General features: G+C 64.5%; 12 protein-coding genes. 5 read left to right on the forward strand and 7 right to left on the reverse strand.

The window, feature by feature from the left end; all coding sequences use genetic code 11:
* Positions 1-100: 100 nt before the first annotated feature.
* On the reverse strand, positions 101-2,272 hold the full coding sequence (locus A9O65_RS09055; protein ID WP_064701931.1) for a TonB-dependent receptor: 2,172 nt from the start codon (positions 2,270-2,272) through the stop codon (positions 101-103).
* 213 nt (positions 2,273-2,485) lie between these two features.
* Between A9O65_RS09055 and A9O65_RS09060 the strand changes: the two genes are divergently transcribed.
* Complete coding sequence (locus tag A9O65_RS09060) at positions 2,486-4,147, forward strand: multidrug ABC transporter permease/ATP-binding protein (protein WP_064701932.1); 1,662 nt, start codon at positions 2,486-2,488, stop codon at positions 4,145-4,147.
* Between the two features lie 53 nt (positions 4,148-4,200).
* Here the strand turns inward: A9O65_RS09060 and A9O65_RS09065 are convergent, their stop codons facing one another.
* Positions 4,201-4,584 carry a winged helix-turn-helix transcriptional regulator gene (locus A9O65_RS09065; RefSeq protein WP_064698599.1) on the reverse strand — a complete coding sequence of 128 codons (384 nt, stop codon included), beginning with the start codon at positions 4,582-4,584 and terminating at the stop codon, positions 4,201-4,203.
* A 151-nt stretch (positions 4,585-4,735) separates the two neighbouring features.
* Here A9O65_RS09065 and A9O65_RS09070 point away from each other — a divergent pair, with 151 nt between their 5' ends.
* Entirely contained in the window at positions 4,736-5,347 is a 612-nt protein-coding gene (locus A9O65_RS09070; protein WP_064697929.1) for an NAD(P)-dependent oxidoreductase, read from the forward strand.
* A 101-nt stretch (positions 5,348-5,448) separates the two neighbouring features.
* Here A9O65_RS09070 and A9O65_RS09075 read toward each other — a convergent pair whose 3' ends face one another.
* Together A9O65_RS09075 and A9O65_RS09080 are read right to left on the reverse strand one after the other, a co-directional pair.
* On the reverse strand, positions 5,449-6,480 hold the full coding sequence (locus A9O65_RS09075) for a nickel/cobalt transporter (RefSeq protein ID WP_064697930.1): 1,032 nt from the start codon (positions 6,478-6,480) through the stop codon (positions 5,449-5,451).
* Between the two features lie 51 nt (positions 6,481-6,531).
* Positions 6,532-7,212, reverse strand: a complete 681-nt coding sequence (locus A9O65_RS09080; protein ID WP_244534389.1) for a DUF1007 family protein — start codon at positions 7,210-7,212, stop codon at positions 6,532-6,534.
* Positions 7,213-7,451: 239 nt separating this feature from the next.
* Between A9O65_RS09080 and A9O65_RS09085 the strand changes: the two genes are divergently transcribed.
* The gene (locus tag A9O65_RS09085; RefSeq protein WP_064701933.1) at positions 7,452-9,530 is read left to right on the forward strand and encodes a TonB-dependent siderophore receptor; all 2,079 of its coding nucleotides are present in this window, start codon (positions 7,452-7,454) and stop codon (positions 9,528-9,530) included.
* Positions 9,531-9,689: 159 nt separating this feature from the next.
* Here A9O65_RS09085 and fhuB read toward each other — a convergent pair whose 3' ends face one another.
* The 3 genes from fhuB to A9O65_RS09100 are packed head-to-tail and all read right to left on the reverse strand — an operon-like array spanning position 9,690 to position 13,361.
* Positions 9,690-11,675 carry a Fe(3+)-hydroxamate ABC transporter permease FhuB gene (gene fhuB, locus A9O65_RS09090; RefSeq protein ID WP_064701934.1) on the reverse strand — a complete coding sequence of 662 codons (1,986 nt, stop codon included), beginning with the start codon at positions 11,673-11,675 and terminating at the stop codon, positions 9,690-9,692.
* On the reverse strand, positions 11,665-12,576 hold the full coding sequence (locus tag A9O65_RS09095; RefSeq protein ID WP_082920148.1) for an ABC transporter substrate-binding protein: 912 nt from the start codon (positions 12,574-12,576) through the stop codon (positions 11,665-11,667). The genes fhuB and A9O65_RS09095 overlap by 11 nt, the downstream gene beginning before the upstream one ends.
* A gap of 17 nt (positions 12,577-12,593) precedes the next feature.
* On the reverse strand, positions 12,594-13,361 hold the full coding sequence (locus A9O65_RS09100) for an ATP-binding cassette domain-containing protein (protein WP_064701935.1): 768 nt from the start codon (positions 13,359-13,361) through the stop codon (positions 12,594-12,596).
* Between the two features lie 233 nt (positions 13,362-13,594).
* On the opposite strand from A9O65_RS09100, the gene A9O65_RS09105 reads away from it, so the two are divergent.
* Together A9O65_RS09105 and A9O65_RS09110 are read left to right on the forward strand one after the other, a co-directional pair.
* On the forward strand, positions 13,595-14,206 hold the full coding sequence (locus tag A9O65_RS09105; RefSeq protein WP_064697936.1) for a superoxide dismutase: 612 nt from the start codon (positions 13,595-13,597) through the stop codon (positions 14,204-14,206).
* 124 nt (positions 14,207-14,330) lie between these two features.
* Positions 14,331-16,127, forward strand: a complete 1,797-nt coding sequence (locus tag A9O65_RS09110) for an ABC transporter ATP-binding protein (RefSeq protein WP_064701936.1) — start codon at positions 14,331-14,333, stop codon at positions 16,125-16,127.
* Positions 16,128-16,192: the final 65 nt, after the last annotated feature.

Genomic DNA, 16,192 nt, shown 5'->3' on the forward strand with positions numbered 1-16,192 from the left:
GCATGAGGTGGTATCCCTCGGTGGCATCCGTGGTGCCAGGGCCAAAAAAAGCGGCGCCCTGGGGCGCCGCTCTAAAAGCCAGCCTATCGGATGGAGTGTCTCAGAAGTCGAGCTGGTAGCTCAGAGTGAGGGTACGACCCCGACCCTTGAAGTACAGATCGTCTTCAAGCGTGGGCGACTGAGGGAACGACTGCGAGTAGTAGGTGAAGTAGTCCTCGTCGGTGAGGTTCTCGATACCCAGGCTGGCCCGGCCCACTGGCAGGCGATAGGCCAGGGAGGCATCGAGCAGGCCATAGCCGTCGAACTCGATCTCCGGGTCATCGAAGCTGCGGTCGAAGTAATGGCTGTACTGCAGGTGAGTGGACAGCTTGTCGTTCCAGGCCGCGCTCCAAGCCAGCTTGAGGGTGTCCGGTGCCAGGTCGCGACCCGTCAGCTTGGTATCGACGCTGCCATCGCCGTCGGTGTCGGATTCGCCCTCGGCGTGGGTATAGGTGAGCCGCAGCTTGTGGGCGTCATTCAGGCGCGCCTCGCCGGTGACCTCGACGCCCTGGATCTCGGTCTTTTCCCGCTGGACACGATAGTTGCCCTGGTCATCGGGCTGGATGCGCTGGCCGAGGTCGGAATTCGACTCGTAGTAGCTCAGCTCGAGCCCGTAGCGATCCCAGTCGAAGCGCGCGCCGATCTCGCGGTTGTCGGTGACGATGGGCGAGAGGTCGATCAGGTCGTCGACGTCCTGGCCTGGCGTGCTCACGCCACGTAGCACGCGGCCCACGTCGGGCATGCCGAAGCCTTCGGAGTAGTTGGCGTAGAGTTGGGCCCAGTCGGTGGCCTGATAGACGATGCCGGCGTTGAACAGCGTCTCGTCGAACTCGGGGGTACCGCCGTTGACCGAGACCAGGTCGTTCTCGACGCTCGTGCTGCGATCCACGGTCGAGTAGTCGTCGACGTTCAGTTCGGCATGCTCCTGGCGGACCCCGGCATGCAGGCTCAGCGACTTGGTCAGGTCGTAGTCGCCCTGCAGGAAGGCCGCCACGTTGCGAAACTGGCTTTCCGGGACATAGTTGCGGTCGGTGTTCACCAGCACCTGCTGGGTCTCGTCCTGCAGCAGGTCGAGGCCTGTGGTCAGGGTCAGGCGGTCGTTCAGCAGGCCGTCGCGGCTCAGGGTGAACTTGGCGCCCAGCTTGTCGGACTCGTTGCGCGTGTGGTCATACCGGGTATTGCCGGCGTCGTCCTGGTAGGGGAAGGAGCCAAGGCCGGTGGCGCCGAACTGAGCGCGGAATCGCTGGGTATAGAGCTGGGCATCGACGTTGTTGCCAAACCAGTCGGCATGGGAGTACGACAGCCGGGCCGTGGTGGCTTCGTTGTAGCCCGGGTCGTTGTCCGGGGTGCCCTTGCGGGCCGTGGTCGGCACGCCGGCGTCGCGGTCGCCGGATACCGGCACATAGTCGTCGTTGATATCGAGGTCGAAATGGTTGAGCGAGAACTCGAGGTTCTGGTTGTCGTCGATCCAGTACCCCAGCTTGGCCATCAGGTCATAGCTTTCGGAGTTCTGGATTTCGCCATGGTAGGCCATGCCGACGATCTCGTCGTTGCCGTCGTAGAAGACGCCACGCTCCTCGCGACTGGCGGCCAGCACGTAGTCCCAGTCGCCTTGCTGGCCGCTGAGGCGGTAGTCCAGCTTGTGGCCGAAGCCATCCGACTGGAAATCGTCGTCGCTGGTCAGGCTGATGCCGGCATGCTGTTGAACCCCGGCGCCGTCGGGTCGCTTGGTCACGTAGTTGATGATGCCGCCGGTGGCGCCCAGGCCGTGCTCGGCGCTGGCACCGTGGATGACCTCGATGCGCTCGACCATGGAGAGGTCGATAGCGTAGCTGTCGCGGCCACCGTCGCGCAGCGGGTTGGATTGAGGCACGCCATCGATCATGAACAGCACCGAACGGCCGCGGAAGGTCTCGCCGGTGTTATTGAGCTTCTGGCGGCTGGGCGAGTAGGAGGGAATCAGGTTGCTGAGCACCTGACTGGGGTCCTGGGTGATCGCCAGCTGCTGCTCGATCTGCTCACGCGTGATGATGGTGACTTTCTGCGGGGTCTTGCCTTCGCTGCTGCGGTTGCGGGTTGCGGTGATCACCAGCGGGTTCAGCTCGTTGCTGTCGGCGCTCTGCGTTTCCGCCGTGGTGGCGGACTGTGCCATGGCCGAGGCGGGCAGGGCGGAGCAAAGCACGAACGGCAGTAGACGCAGCCGGGCATAGCGCGGTTGTTGTGGCATGGACATGGTGAAGAAGATCCCTTGTCGATTCGGTGTAGTGGCGTTCTTGTTGTTACCCTGATGGGTACTGGAAAATCGCGAGACGAACGATAACGTTTTTCATTTGCGGCTGCAATGCGGCCAGGAGTGCCTCAAGGTGGTCCCCGTTCGGGGCTGGCGCATTGACGCGAGCGCCTCGGAGCGGACAATTCCTCCCGCCCTCTCGAACAAGGATTCACCGTGGAACTGTTACGCGTCGTCTTTCGCCATTACCGCTGGCCGTTCATCGCCGTCATGCTGCTCAGCCTGGCGAGTGCCGGCCTGGGTATCGGGGTCATCGCCTTCATCAACCGGCAGCTGATCGAGGCGCACGGCGAGCCGCTGGTCGTGTTGCCGCAGTTCATCGGCCTGATCGTGCTGCTGCTGGGCATTACCCTCGGGGCGCAACTGGCATTGACCACCCTGGGGCACCATTTCGTCTATCGACTGCGCGGGCGGTTGATCAAGCGAATCCTCGACACGGATATCGAGCGCGTCGAGCAACTGGGTGGTGCCAACCTCATGGCCAGCCTCTCCAGCGACGTACGCCAGATCACCATTGCCTTCGTGCGCTTGCCCGAACTGGTGCAGGGCGTGATCCTGACGGTAGGGTCGGCCTTGTACCTGGCCTGGTTGTCACCCGGCATGCTGGCGGTCACGGCCGCCTGGGTGGCGGTGACCGTGGTGGTCGGCTGGCTGCTGGTCTCGCGGGTCTATCGCCACCTCGGCCGAGTGCGCGAGACCGAGGATCGCCTCTACCAGGACTACGCCGCGGTGATCGAGGGTCGCAAGGAGCTCGCGCTCAATCGCGATCGTGCGCGGCGCTTGTTCGACGAGGTCTATACCCGCAATGCGCGTGAGTATCGCCACCACATCATCCGTTCCGACACCTTTCACCTGAGTGCGGTCAACTGGTCCAACATCATGATGCTGGGGGCCATCGGTCTGGCCTTCTTTCTGGCCAATGGGTTGGGCTGGGCCAATACCAATGTGGCGGCGACCTATTCGCTGACGTTGCTGTTCCTGCGTACGCCCCTGATCCAGGCGGTGGGCGCCTTGCCGACGCTGCTCGGTGCCCAGGTCGCCTTCGACAAGCTCGAGAGCCTGCAACTGGCCGATTACCGGGAAGCCTTCGCCAGCGGCGAGTCCATGACGGGGTGGCAGACCCTGGAGTTGCGCGGTGTCACCTTCCGCTATGCCGACGGCGAGCAGGGGAGGGGATTCGAGGTCGGCCCCATCGACCTGACGCTGAAACGTGGTGAACAGGTGTTCTTGATCGGTGGCAACGGCAGCGGCAAGTCGACGCTGGCCCGCTTGCTGACCGGTCTCTATCGGCCGCATGACGGGGAGATCCTGCTCGATGGGCAGCCGCTGGAACCGAAGCGGTGGGAGGCTTATCGGGGCGGTTTCTCGGCGGTCTTCACCGATTTTCATCTCTTCGACCGCGTGATGGGGCCGGAAGGCGCTTCACCCGACCCTGCCCTGGTCGACGACTGGCTTGATCGGCTGGGCATGGACGAGAAGCTGCATTTCGACGGTGATCGCGTCGCTAACCCGCAGCTTTCCCAGGGGCAACGCAAGCGCCTGGCACTGCTGCTGGCCGTCGCCGAGCAACGTGACTTCCTGCTGCTGGACGAATGGGCCGCCGACCAGGACCCGCAGTTCCGGCGGACCTTCTATCAGGCCTTGCTGCCCCGGCTGCGCGAACTGGGCAAGACGGTGCTGGCCGTCAGCCACGATGATGCCTATTTCGCCCATGCGGACCGCCTGCTCGAGATGCGCGATGGCCGGCTTCGCGAGCTGGCCGGCCAGCAGCGGGAGCGGGCCAGCCGGGATGCGGTGGGCAGTCTGGATGGCGTCTGAACGGACGAGCCTGCCTTCGTCAGGCCCGGCATCGTCCGAGATGGGGCCGGGCATCACGGCGACGCTTGCATGGACCGATATCGGGCGCGAGCGGCCACGATGGCGTGGTGATGCGTATCCGCCCAGTCCACGAGCTGCTGCATCGGCTCGAGAAAGGAATGCCCCAGCGGCGTCAGGGAGTATTCCACCCGCGGAGGAACCTCGGGATAGAGCGTGCGCGTGATGAAGCCATCCTGCTCCAGTTGCTTGAGCGTGCGGGAGAGCATTTGCTTCGAGATATCGCCGATCTCGCGCATCAGGGCGTTGAAGCGCAGCTTGCCCGGGGCAAGCGCTTCCAGAATCAGCAGACTCCACTGATTGCCGATGCGGTCGAGCACATCGCGAATCGGGCAGGGTTGTTCGAGGATCACCTCGTCGCTGTCGGGGGGTGTCGCCATGATCTCTCCATGCATGAGGGTTCAATGGTCACATTGCCGTGACCGAGTCAGGTGACGATGACGTCTTGTGCCGTCACGGGAACTCCCATAAGTTTATCTCACGGTCTGCTTTATAGACCACGTGCCGAGGATGAACTCAAGGAGGTGTCTCATGGCCAAGGTTGCACTTATCGGGGCGTCGGGTGATGCCGGTTCGCGCATTCTCGCCGAACTGTCCGATCGGGGACATCGGGTGACCGCCATTGCCCGCCATGTCGAGAGGATCGCCGTATTGTCCGGGGTGGCGCCGAAACAAGGCGATGCCAACGATCGCCAGGCATTGGGAGCATTGCTCGAGGGCCATGATGCGGTCATCAGTGCCGTGCCCTTTACGGCAAGCGATGTCAGGACGCTGGTGGGCGCCGTGCGTGACGCCGGCGTGGCACGCTACCTGGTGGTCGGCGGGGCTGGCAGCCTCGAGGTGGCGCCCGGCGAGAAGCTCATCGACCAGCCGGATTTCCCCGAGGCCTACAAGGCCGAAGCCCGTGCCGGTGGCGAGTTTCTGGACTTTCTGCGTGATGTCGATGATCTCGACTGGACGTTTCTATCGCCGTCGGCCGAGTTCGTGCCCGGCGAGCGTACCGGAAGGTTTCGTCTGGGGCAGGATACGCTGCTGACCTTTGACGAGGGCTCTCGCATTTCCTTTGAAGACTATGCCCTTGCGCTGGTGGATGAGCTTGAGCAGCCCAGGCACGTGCGCCAACGCTTCACCGTTGGCTATTGATTGCCCCTCTCGTGAACGGAGTTCTCACATGTCGATATTGAAATCCCTGGCACATTCCGGGTGTGCTGCCAGCAGGTGACGTGTCTTGGGGATGCCATCCTCTAAAGGCCCAGGGGGGAAGAAGGCTCGGGCGTGGCATCCGACTCCATGGCCGGGTTGTTCAGCAAGGGCAATACGGCCTGCTCCCCCGGTTCGACCATGAGCAGGCTGATGCCCAGTAGCAGGATGAGCAGGCCACCGCCCAGGGCGGTCCAGCCGAGGCCTCGCTTGAGGCGGCCAACGTGCGATTGACGAGCCAGGCGGCGCTCTGCCCAGCCCCGCGCCACGACACTGGCCAGGGCCAGGGTGGAGACCGTCAAGGCGGTACCTGCCGCCATGGCCAGGGTCGCCAGTACGCCGACCCAGAAGTGCCCCAGTAGTGATGCGGCCCCCACCAGCAGAACGGCGCCGCTGCAGGGACGAATGCCGATGGAGACCACCGTGAGCAGGGCCGTGCGCCAATCGCTGGCTTGCGCCGGAGTGACGTGGTGGGCGCAGTCGCAACTCGCAGGGTGAGCGTGGTGTGGGTGGGCGTGATCGTCGTGGGGATGAGAGGCGTGGGAATGGTGCGGATGAGCAGGGCGCAGTTGTCGGATGGCTCGCCAGCACAGCCAGGCGCCCAGCAGGGTGATCGTCAGGTAGCTGGCGCGCTCGACCCAGATCACCGAACCGATGGCCTGACGTGTCAGCCAACCGAGGCCGTGAACCAGCACCGTCACCAGGGTGATCGCGACCACGGCCTGCAGCAGGGCGGCGGCACAGGAAAGGGTGAGGGCGCGTCGCAGGTCGCCACCCTGGGTGAGCAGGTAGGTGCCGAGCACGGCCTTGCCGTGGCCGGGGCCGGCGGCATGGAACACGCCGTAACCGAAGCTGAGAGCGAGCAGGATGCTCCAGGTGTGTGCCGAGGGCGCGCCGGAAAGCTCGCTGATCGCCAGGGTCAAGGCGCGGTGCAGATCGCGCTGCCAGGTGATCAGTTGCAGGCCGATGGCCTGGCCATGTTCCTTCAGCGACCAGAGGAACAGCAGCACCGCCAGCAAGGCGGCGATGCCCAGCCATCGGGAGAGGCGTGGTGACCTATCGAGGGTGTTGGACATCGGGGCTTTTCCGGTTCGAGGCGGTACAGTAGGTGTCCTGGCAGGTTACCATCATGGAGTGCATCGAATTTCCCCCGTTTCGGCGAAGAACCGGCCCAGGCCCTCCGGCGCTTCGTCGGTGCGGTCCAGGCGAGCGGCCATGGCGACCTGCTCCGGGTCCGGGTCAGCGGCGATGATGCGGGTCGTGCAATCACCGCCGACGACGATCAAGGCATCGTCTCGTGGTGTCTGGTCGTCGTTGATCTCGTGCACCATCTCGATGTAGTAGCTCGGGTCATAGATCCGGTAGCGAAGTGCCGAATCGCCCAGGGGCAGGGGATGGGCCAGGGGCAGCTTGAACAGGAATTCCACTCGGTCATTACGGGCCATGGTGGTGTATTCCTCGACCTCATCGACGGCGACCGGTTCACCGTCGTGTCGTATCTCGGTGAAGTAGCCCTTGGGGGCCAGGTTGTTGCGGATCTCGGATCCCAACTGGTCGAGGCGGGCTTCCATGGGAGCATCCCCTTCGGCGCCTTTCAGTTCCTCTATCAGCATCAGGCTGTAGAAGGGATCGAGCCGCCAGCGCTGGCGGAGCGCCTCGACGCGTCCCTGGTCATCGAGAACTACCTTCACGCTGATGTCGGCCCACACATGCGGGTGCGCCATGCCCGTCAAGGGCAGCAGAAACAGGACCATCCCTAGTCCCAGGCGCCAGAGTCCGGCGCCTGGCATGGTGCATCGTGTCGACATGTGGCATCCCCGAAAAGGAAACTAGCGTAGCAAGGAATGAGGTCGCAGCTCCATGGACATCGCCGGATTGCGACGGGAACGGGTCGACACCGCCTTGTACGGCGTTGAAAGGGCGCTGAAGGCGGACTGGTCATAATTGTTAATCTAGGTGACAACAATTATCATCCACGTTTGTGTGCCGGCGTCGTCGTTTCCGGCACCGTGTCATTCGCTCTCATTCCCATCGCCGAGGCTTGCCGATGCCACATTCACACTTCCTCGCCCCGTCCCGTTCGCCGATGGCTCTGGCCGTTCGGCGCGCATTGGGCCTGTCGTTGTCCGGTGCGCTGCTGGGTGCGCCGCTGGTTGCCCTGGCCCAGGACGAGGTCGTCGAATCCGATACCGTCGTGGTGGTCGGTACCGCCCTCAAGGTGGCCGCGCCACTGGTCGAGACGCCGCGTCCGGTATCGACCGTCCAGCGTGAGGAACTCGAAGAGCGCAATGTCCAGAGCCTCGACGAGACCTTCCGCTATCGTGCCGGTGTGCTGGCGGGGCATTACGGTGCTGACAACGATACTGACTGGTTCAAGGTGCGGGGGTTCGATCAGTCGACCTATCAGGATGGCTTGCGCATCTATCGGACGGGCTACTATCAGTGGCTACCCGAGCCCTATGGCCTGGAAAGCGTCGATGTGTTCAAGGGGCCTTCGTCGATTCTCTATGGCGAGGCACCGGCTGGCGGCCTGATCAACGCCGTCAGCAAGCGCCCGACGAGCGAGCCGCGAGGCGAGGTCAACCTTCAGGTCGGCAATCGGCAGCATCGTCAGCTCGGTGTCGATACCTCGGGGCCCCTGACCGAGAGCGGTGACGTCCGCTACCGCATGGTTGGCATGGTCAAGGAGCGCGATGGCGATCTCGATCACACCGAGAACGAACGCTACTACTTTGCGCCCAGCCTCGAGGTGGATTTCAGCGAAGATACCAGCGTGACCTTCCTGGCGAGCATCCAGAAGGACGATGCGATACCGACCAACCCGTTCAAGCTGACCTACGGTACGGTCGAGGACACGCCCTTCGGCAAGGTCGATCCGCAGACCAGCTATGGCGAGCCGGATTACGATACCAATGAACGCACCCAGGCTTCCCTGGGCTACGAGCTTCGCCACCAGCTCAATGACACCTGGCGCTTCGAGCAGAACCTGCGCTACAGCCATCTGGACATGGATCTGCGAAGTACCTATATCTCTGCTCGTCAGCCCGGGTCCGATCGGTTGGCCACTCGTGGGCTGGTCTATCGGGATGGCGAGATCGATAGCTGGACGATGGACAACCGGTTGATCGGCAAGTGGTACACCGATCGCACCGAGAATACTCTGATGATCGGCCTCGGCTATCAGGATCTCGGCCTCGAGGGCAAGGAGGCTGATCTCTTTACCTTTGGCGACCCCATCGACATCTTCGATCCCCAGTACGGCAACTACACGCCGGTGACCGAGGATCAACTGATCGAGCGCGAGATCGACAAGCAGCAGACCGGCCTGTATCTGCAGGATCAACTGCGTATCGACGACCGTTGGGTGTTGCTCGGCAGCGTGCGTTATGACCAGGCGGAGACCGATAACGTCAACCGTACCACCGGCACCACGCAACGCGCCGACGACGATCAGGTGTCTTGGTCCGGCGGGGTCATGTACCTCGGTGACCATGGCATCAATCCCTACCTGAGCTACACCGAGTCCTTCGAGCCGCAGGCCAGCGTCGATGACGATGGACGCCTCTACGAGCCCCTCGAAGGCGAGCAGTGGGAAGCCGGCGTCAAGGTCGCGCCGCCGGGATGGGATGGCTATGTCACCGCGGCGGTCTTCGATCTCGAGCAGCGCAATAGCCTGGTCACGACCGGGGGCGGACGCCAGGAACAGGTGGGCAAGCAGACATCACAGGGCCTCGAGCTGGAAGGCGTCGGCTACCTGACGGACCAATTGCAGCTCACCGCCGCCTATACCTATACCGATGCCGAGCGAGAGGGTGGCGAGCGCAAGAGCCTGATTCCGCGTCATCAGGCCTCGACCTGGCTGGACTACGCCTTCCAGGAAGGCGCCCTGCAGGGGCTCAAGCTTGGCGGCGGCGTGCGTTATATCGGCGAGAGTACCTACAACGACATCACGGTGTCGGATGTCACCCTGGTCGATGCCATGGCCAGCTACGACTTCGCCGAGAACTGGCGGGCCCAGCTCAACGTCAACAACCTGACCGACAAGGAGTATGTGGCCAGCTGCGACTACTGGTGCTACTACGGAGAATCGCGCAGTGTTATCGGTAGCTTGAGCTACCAGTGGTAGGGGAAAAGACAAGGAAGAGCTAAGCAATAAGAGCGAAGAAAGAAGAGGGCCCGAGGCGCTGGAAGGCACCTCGGGCCATTTGATTTTTCCCGGCCTCTCTTGCCACGATGCTGCTCGTTGCTCGCTTTCCGCCGCTTCTTCCCTCTTCCTCCTTCCGACTTATAACTTTCTCAACCCCCACATGAAGTAGGCGCCGCCCAGCAGGGAGGCGACGATGCCGGCGGGAATTTCCTGCGGGAACAGCAGCTGACGGCCCACCCAGTCGGCCAGCACCATCAGCAGGGCGCCGACCAGGGCCGCGCCCAGCAGGTGCATGCTCGCCCGCGAGAAGCCCAGTAGGCGGGCCAGGTGGGGGGCGAGCAGGCCGACGAAGGAGAGCGGGCCGACTACCAGGGTGGCGGCGGCGGTGAGCAGGGCCACTAGCAGCAACAGCAGCAGGCGCGAACGTTTCAGGCCGATGCCGAGTGCCCGGGATGTGGAAGCCCCCAGCGGCAGGATATCCAGCCAGCGGGCGAGTGGGCCGGTCAGCAGGCCGAGCGCCAGGGCCAGCGCGACGACAATCAGGGCGCTGGTCAGGTCGACATAGTAGGTGGACCCCGAGAGCCAGGCGATGACCTGTTGGCCGCGCGGGTCGCCGCCGGCCAGCACGATGGCGCGCACGGCATCGAAGGCGGCGGTGATCGCCACCCCGGTCAACAGCAGGCGCTCGGGCAGCAGGCCGCTGCGGCCATTGAAGATGATCAGAATCGCCAGGCTGGCCATGGCCCCCAGGGTACCGACGCCGACCAGCGTCAGGTTGTTCGGCGAGGGCAGCAGGAAGATGGCCAGGATCAGGGCGATGGCGCTGCCACCGCTGATGCCCAGGACCTCGGGGCTGGCCATGGGATTGGCGGTGACGCGCTGAATCAGGGTGCCGGCAAGGGCCAGCATCACGCCGCAACCGGCCGAGGCGAGGACCCGCGGCAGCCGCCATTGCAGGACATCCCAGTTGCCGGGCGAGAGCCAGGACCAGCCGCCGGCGGTTTGCCCGGCGAGCAGTGCGGCCACGGTCACGATCGCCAGGGCCAGGACCAGGCCAGCTGCCAGGCGGCCGGGGGCAGGATGCCGGCCGGCCGGTGCGGTGGCCGAACCTGGTGGCTGATCGCCGCGTAGGCGCAGACGAGGAATCAGCCAGATCAGCAGTGGCGCACCCAGGGCGGCGGTGACGGCGCCGGTCGGAATCAGGCCTGATACCTGGCCGGTGAAACGTTGGAGCAGTTGATCGGTGGTGGCCAGCAGGAGGGCGCCGAGCAGCGTCGACCAGACCAGACGCTGACCGAGGCGGCGGGCGCCGGCCAGGCGCACGATGTTCGGCGCGGCCAGGCCGATGAAGCCAATGACGCCGACCACGCTGACCACGCAGCCGGTGAGAAAGACGGCCAGGCCCAGGCCGGCCAGCCGCAAGGCGCGCAGCGAGACACCGAGGCTCCGGGCGCTGGCGTCGTCGAGCTCGAGCACCGCCAAGGGGCGCAGCAGCAGCCAGGCCACCAGGGCACCGACGAGCAGGCGAGGGGCGAGAAAGGTCACGCCGCCCCAGTCGTTCTGGGCCAGCGAGCCGGCTCCCCAGATCAGCAGTCCCTTCAGTTCCTCCTGGTGGAAGAGCAACAGCACGATGCCCAGTGCCCCCAGGTAAAGATTGACCACCAGACCGCCGAGCACCACGATCACCGGCGCCAGGCCGCGTCGCCAGGCCAGCGAGAACACCAGCGCCATGGACAAGCCCCCGCCGAGCAGCGCGACCCATTCGCGTCCCCAGCCCAGCAGTCCGGGGGCCAACAGGGTGGCGACCATAAGGGCCAGGTTGGCACCGCTGGCCACCCCCAGGGTGGTGGGCGCCGCCAGGGGATTGCGCAGTACCTGCTGCATCAAGACGCCTGCCAGGGCCAGGCCGCCGCCGGCCAGCAGCGACATGACCAGCCGCGGCCACCAGCTGAAGTGCAGGACCAGAGCATCCATCGTGAGGTTGGCGTCGCCGAACAGGGCCTGAAGGCCGGTGGCGAGCCCCGTTTCGGCGTTCAGGCTCGTCGCGGCCAGTGCCACGAGTGCCAGGCAGAGCAAGACGCAGGCGAGGCCAGGGGTCAGGCGAAACGATGCCCTAGCGAGCATGGGGAGCCTCCAGCGCAGCGGTGAGTTGCTCAGCAAAGCGCTGTGCCGAGGGCAGGGCGCCGAAACTCCAGACCGGCGGCAGCACCAGGGGCTCGCCCCGGCTTTCCTGTATCAATCCTTGCCAGAGCCCGCTGCGGTCGAGCGTCTCACGGACGCCGGCGGGGTATGGCTCGACCACCACCAGGCGAGCATCCAGATTCGCCAGCGCCTCGATGCCGACCAACGAAAAGCCCCAGGCGTTGGTCTCGCCGGGCCAGGCATTGTCGAGGCCGAGGCGTTCCAGTACCGCCTGGTAAAGCCCATTGTCGCCGAAGACGCGGACGTGACGCGCATCCATGAACTGGATCACCAACAGGGGCGGGACCTGCTCGGGCAGCCGGTCACGCAGCTCGGCGATGCGAGTCTCGGTGGACGCGATCAACCGTTCGCCGGCCTGTGACCGATCGACCTGGTCGGCGACGCTGCGTGTCAGCTCGCGCATTTCCTGCCAGGTGTCGCGCCCGGGGGTATAGAGCGTGAAGTTCTTGACCGGGGCGATGCGTGACAGGCGTGGCCTCAGATTGGCGAACATCGGCGAGATCAGGATCTGGTCGGGATCGAGATCCGCGAGCAACTCGAGATTGGGCTGGGTGCGCAGACCGAGGTCGGCCACCGTGTCGGGCAAGTGCGGCTCGCCGACCCAGTCGTGGTAGGCATCGACCTGGGCGACTGCCGTGGGCGGCGTACCGAGTGCCTGTAAGGTCTCGGCGAGCGTCCAGTCGAGCGTCGCGATGCGGGGCGAGGCGGCGAGGGCAGTCGGCGCGACGATGAGACAGCCGAGAAGCAGCGAGACGGCCAGCCCACGCAGGGTGGCGCGACGGTACGCGGTGGAGCGGAGGACGGGACCGAAACTCAGGAGCATGACGTCATGGATTGGGGTCAATGAACGACGGCGATGGGATGTTCTCCACCGGGATGGGACATGACACGCATGGGAATGCCGTAGATGGCCTCGAGGGTAGCATCGTCCATCATCTCCCCGGGGCTGCCCTGGGCGAGGATTCGACCGCTGTGCAGGGCCACCAGGTGATCGCAGTAGCGCGCCGCCATGTTGACGTCATGCAGCACGATGATCACGCCCAGGCCGAGTTCACGACACAACTGGCGCACCAGTGCCAGAACCTCGACCTGGTGGGCGATGTCGAGGGCCGCCAGGGGCTCGTCGAGCAAGAGGAAGCGGCTGCCCTGGGCCAGTAGCATGGCCAGCCAGACGCGCTGGCGTTCGCCGCCGGAGAGGGTATCGACGAGCCGGTCGGCAAAGGGCTGGGTGTGGGTGAGCGCGATGGCCCGCTCGACCTGCTTCTGGTCCTCGCGGGTATGGCGCCCGAGCAGGCCGTGCCAGGGGTAGCGGCCGAAGCCGATCAGCTCGCGACCGGTCAGGTTCTCCGCGTTGGGCAGGTGCTGGGGCAGGTAGGCGACCTGGCGAGCGAACTCGCGGTGGCCCCAGCGGGCCAGGGGGCGATCGTCGAAGCGCACCTCGCCGTGACTGGCGGGTTGCTGTTGGGCCAGTAGCTTGAGCAGTGTCGATTTTCCGGAGCCGTTATGACCGATCAGGCCATAGACCCGTCCCTCGTCGAAGCTGAGGTCGGTGGGATGCAACAGTCGGCTGCCGTTGACCTCGAAGGTCGCGGCCTTGACTTCGAACATGATGGACTCCACATCTCTTGGGGAGCGTGAGAGCGTTATCGACGGCCTCGCGCCCGGCTAGACTAAAGCAGATAAGAATGGTTATCAATATTCGCCCAATAGGGGCGATGAAGAAAATCTATGGAAAATTGATAATCATTTTGCGTTAGTGTCTAGGGTCCTGATTTGCCATACTCTTGTATGCGACGAGTCGCGGTCCCGCGACCATTCATCAACGAGGAGGATGCTTCATCATGCCGCATTCACTGCCCGAGATTGCGTACCAGTACGATGCCCTGGAACCCCATATCGATGCTCAGACCATGGAGATCCACCACACGCGGCACCATCAGACTTATGTGAACAATCTGAATGCCGCGCTCGAGGGTACCGGACTCGAGGAAGTGCCGGTGGACGAGCTGGTCGCCAATCTCGATCGCGTGCCCGACGACAAGCGTCAGGCCGTGATCAACAACGGCGGCGGCCACTCCAACCACTCCATGTTCTGGCAGATGATGTCGCCGCAGGGCGGCGGTCAGCCGAAAGGCAAGGTAGCCGAGGCCATCGACAGCGAGCTGGGCGGCTTCGACGCCTTCAAGGATGCCTTCACCAAGGCGGCCCTGGGTCGCTTCGGCAGCGGCTGGGCCTGGCTCAGTGTCGACCCGCAAGGCAAGCTGGTGGTCGAGAACACCCTGAACCAGGATAGCCCGCTGATGCACGGCAACACCCCGGTGCTGGGCCTGGATGTGTGGGAGCACGCTTACTATCTGAAGTATCAGAACAAGCGTCCCGATTACATCGCGGCCTTCTTCAACGTGGTTGACTGGGACGAAGTCGAGCGTCGCTACCAGGCTGCCACTGCCTGAGGCATCGCCTGATCGCGCCCATATGCGGTGCTACCAGATTCGCCAGGGTCGGTTCTTCGCCGGCCCTGGCGTTTTTCGTTTGTCTGCGTGTCGAGGTGTCCCGTGCGCTCAAGGAGGACCATGCATGTCGAGTCGAAGTAGTTTCCAGGCCCTGGGCCGCCTGTTGCGTTATGCCCGAGGGCATCGACGACACATCATTGCCGCCACGGTCTGTTCGATCATCAACAAATTGTTCGATATCGCCCCGGAGATTCTCATCGGGGTGGCCATCGATGTGGTGGTCAACCAGGAGGACAGCTTCGTCGCTGGGCTAGGGTTCACCACGGCCCGCGAGCAGATCCTGGTGCTCGGCGTGCTGACCTTCCTGATCTGGGCCGGCGAGTCGCTGTTCGAGTACCTCTACCAGATCCTGTGGCGCAACCTGGCTCAGCGTTTGCAGGCCGAGCTGCGTCAGGATGCCTACGAACACGCGCAACGCCTCGACATGAGCTTCTTCGAGTCGCAGAGCTCGGGGCGCCTGGTGGCGATCATGAATGACGACGTCAACCAGCTCGAGCGCTTCCTCGACGGTGGCGCCAATTCCATGATCCAGGTCGGAGTCACCGTGGTGGCGGTGGGAGCGGTGTTCTTCGTGCTCTCGCCTCTGATCGCGCTGCTGGCCTTTACCCCCATTCCGCTGATCATCTGGGGGGCCTTCTTCTTCCAGCGCAAGGCCGGGCCGCTGTACGCGGAAGTCCGCGAGCGCGTCGGCGAACTGGCCAGCCGGCTGTCCAACAACCTGGCGGGCATCGCGACGATCAAGAGCTTCACCGCCGAGGCGCGCGAGGCCGAGCGCCTGCGTCAGACCAGCGAGGCCTATGTGGAAGCCAACCGCCGAGCGATCCGCATCAGCTCGGCGTTCATCCCGGTGATTCGCATGGCGATCCTCACCGGCTTTCTGGCGACCTTCACGGTGGGCGGCATGATGGCCCTGCGTGGTGACCTCAATGTCGGCGCCTATGGCGTGCTGGTGTTCCTGACCCAGCGATTGCTGTGGCCGCTGACCGGGCTGGCCCAGGTGATCGATCTGTTCGAACGGGCCATGGCCAGCACTCGGCGTATCCTCGATCTACTGGCCACGCCGATCCAGGTGCATGACGCCGGCGGTTCCGATCTGGCGCGTCCGGTGCATGGCGCGGTGCGCTTCGAAGGCGTGGGGTTTCGTTACGCCGAATCCGGCGCCGGGGTCGAGGATGTCGATCTCGAGGTGCCGTCCGGCCACACCCTGGCCCTGGTGGGTGCTACGGGGTCGGGCAAGTCGACACTGATCAAGCTGCTGCTGCGCTTCCAGGATCCGGCAGAGGGGCGGGTGCTGATCGACGACCAGCCGATCGAGACGCTCACCCTTTCTTCGTTGCGCGAGGCCATCGGCCTGGTCAGCCAGGATGTCTATCTCTTCGAGGGCACGGTGCGCGACAACATCGCCTACGGTCGCCCCGAGGCCGATGAGAATGAGGTGATCGAGGCGGCTCGCACTGCCGAGGCCTGGGGCTTCATCCAGACGCTGCCGCAAGGGCTCGACACGCCGGTCGGCGAGCGTGGCGTACGGCTTTCCGGCGGCCAGCGCCAGCGGCTGTCGCTGGCTCGGGCCTTGCTCAAGGATCCGCCGATCCTGGTGCTGGACGAGGCGACCAGCGCCGTGGACAACGAGACCGAGGCGGCCATCCAGCGCTCGCTGGCGCGGATCGGCCATGGCCGCACGGTGATCATGATCGCCCACCGGCTCTCGACCATCGTGCATGCCGACGAGATCGCGGTCGTCGAGGCCGGGCGCGTCGTCGAACGTGGGCGTCACGATGAGCTGCTGTCGCGACAAGGTCGATATGCGGCCCAATGGCGCGTGCAGACTGGCGAGATCGCCGCGGCAGACGCCACCTTTTAGTTGCCCTATGCGCCTACGAGGCCTTGGTGCAGCGCGGCCGAGCGGCAAAGTGCGATGAACCAAAA

Origin of the sequence: Halomonas caseinilytica (genome assembly GCF_001662305.1) — a bacterium.
Taxonomy (GTDB): domain Bacteria; phylum Pseudomonadota; class Gammaproteobacteria; order Pseudomonadales; family Halomonadaceae; genus Halomonas; species Halomonas caseinilytica.